Below are 1,743 nucleotides of genomic sequence, written 5' to 3'. Positions count from 1 at the left end.
ATGCCGTCGCAACGAAGCCGGATGCCACCGCAAAGACCAGTTGCAGGCCGTGCTGACCGCCTGCGGCGGTGCCGTCCGAGGCCAGCGCAAACAGCGCGCCCATGGCGGAGGCGCCGGTGATCAGCCCGACATTGCGGCCGAGGGACAGCAGAGCCGAGATCACGCCGCGCTGGTCCTTCGAGGCGCCGGCCAGCAGCGCGGTGGTGTTGGCCGCCTGGAACAGGGCATAGCCGGAGGTGATCACCACAAGGCTGCACACATAGCCCGGCAGGCCGATGGCACCGGGAAGGATTGCCATGGCCAGCGTTCCGGCGAGGAGCGCCGACAGTCCGACATGGCTGACCGGGCCCGGGCCGCGGCGATCGACGATCCGGCCGGCGGGAAGCCCGACAAGGGCCGATACGGCCGGTCCGATCGTCATGACCAGGCCGGCGGTTGCCGTATCCAGCCCGAGCACCCCGGTGAGGTAGAAGGGGCCGACGACCAGCGTCGTCATCACGATCGCCGAAGCGAGGGCGATGGACAGCAGTCCGGCGGCGACGGGCGGGTGCCGCAGCAGGTCGAGCTGCACGAGAGGGGCGGCCGCCCGGCGCTGCATCGCCACGAAGACGGCCACGCCCAATGTGGCGACGGCGGCGAGGCCGGCGTTGACCAGAGTGACGGGGCTCACCGTGGTCGCCAGCGCGAAGGCGGCGACCGTCAGCATCAGGGCCGATGCCCCCGGCAGGTCGAAGGCGGGGCGGCGCCCGTCGGCGGTGGTGGCGGCCGGCAGTTGCGTGCCGACGAGGAGCGCGGCGAGCAGACCGGCGCCGGCCATCAGCAGGAAGATGGCGGGCCAGCCGAACAGGCCGACCAGCAGGCCACCCAGCGAGGGGCCGGCCGCCGTGCCGACGGCCGAGACGGTGCCGAGCAGCCCCATCGCGGTCCCCGCACGCTCCGCCGGGACCGCGTCGCTGACCGCGGCGACGGTCAGCGACATCATCACCGCCGCCCCGACGCCCTGGACCGCCCGCGCCAGCACGACCATCCAGATCGACGATGCGAAGACGGCCGCGAGCGCGGCGAGGGAGAAGATGGCAATGCCGACGAGGAGAAGCCTCTTGCGGCCGAGCAGGTCGCCCAGCCGGCCGGCGGTCACCAGCGACGCGGTGACGACGACCAGGTAGGCGATGACGACCCACTGGGCCTCCTGGCTGGTCACGTCGAACGCCGTGCGGAGATTCGGCAGGGCGATGTTGGCGACGCTGATGCCCAGCGAGGGCAGCAGCATCGCCATCGACAGCGAGGCGAGACGCCAGCTCAGTCCGGTGGTGGAGGGCGCGCTCATCGGACTAGCGCGAGGCGGGCGCGGGCGCCTTGACGAGGACGCCGACCAGGCGACGGGCGATCGGGGCGACGACCAGCACCACCGGGAAGGCGATCAGCCAGGACGGAAGCCAGGCGCCGATCCAGGCTGCCAGGAAGCCGTCGGCGAGACCGGCGTTGCGGAAGGTGGCGATGCCTGAGACGAGCAGCGACATCAGGGCGGAAAGGATGAAACCGAAGAGGATCGGGGCGTAGCGGGCGGGCATGGCGAACTCCTGTGTGAGGACTGCAGGCCAGATACGCCAGTGCGGAGCATTGCGGAATGCGCAGCGTTTGCATCATATACGTGCACGCAACGCCATGTCTCGGAGGGCCGGGATGCCCGACTTCAATCTCCTCGTGACGCTCGACGTGCTGCTCTCGGAAGGCAGTGTCGCC

The 1,743-nt window shown here is 71.0% G+C and carries 2 protein-coding genes; both read right to left on the bottom strand.

The genetic code is table 11. The features are described from left to right. Window positions 1-1,327: MFS transporter (locus tag ACE3TU_RS22040; RefSeq protein ID WP_374627996.1), on the bottom strand; the 1,327-nt coding region annotated here is incomplete at its 3' end. 4 nt (window positions 1,328-1,331) lie between these two features. Next, on the bottom strand, window positions 1,332-1,571 hold the full coding sequence (locus tag ACE3TU_RS22035) for a DUF2798 domain-containing protein (protein WP_374627995.1): 240 nt from the start codon (window positions 1,569-1,571) through the stop codon (window positions 1,332-1,334). Between the last annotated feature and the right edge of the window lie 172 nt (window positions 1,572-1,743).

This window comes from Devosia sp., from assembly GCF_041917035.1.
Taxonomy (GTDB): domain Bacteria; phylum Pseudomonadota; class Alphaproteobacteria; order Rhizobiales; family Devosiaceae; genus Devosia_A.
This window is presented reverse-complemented; position numbering and strand designations above follow the sequence as displayed.

Coding starts and splice junctions, on each gene's coding strand:
- ACE3TU_RS22035 (WP_374627995.1), bottom strand. CDS start 1,571: ATGCCCGCCCGCTACGCCCCGATCCTCTTCGGTTTCATCCTTTCCGCC.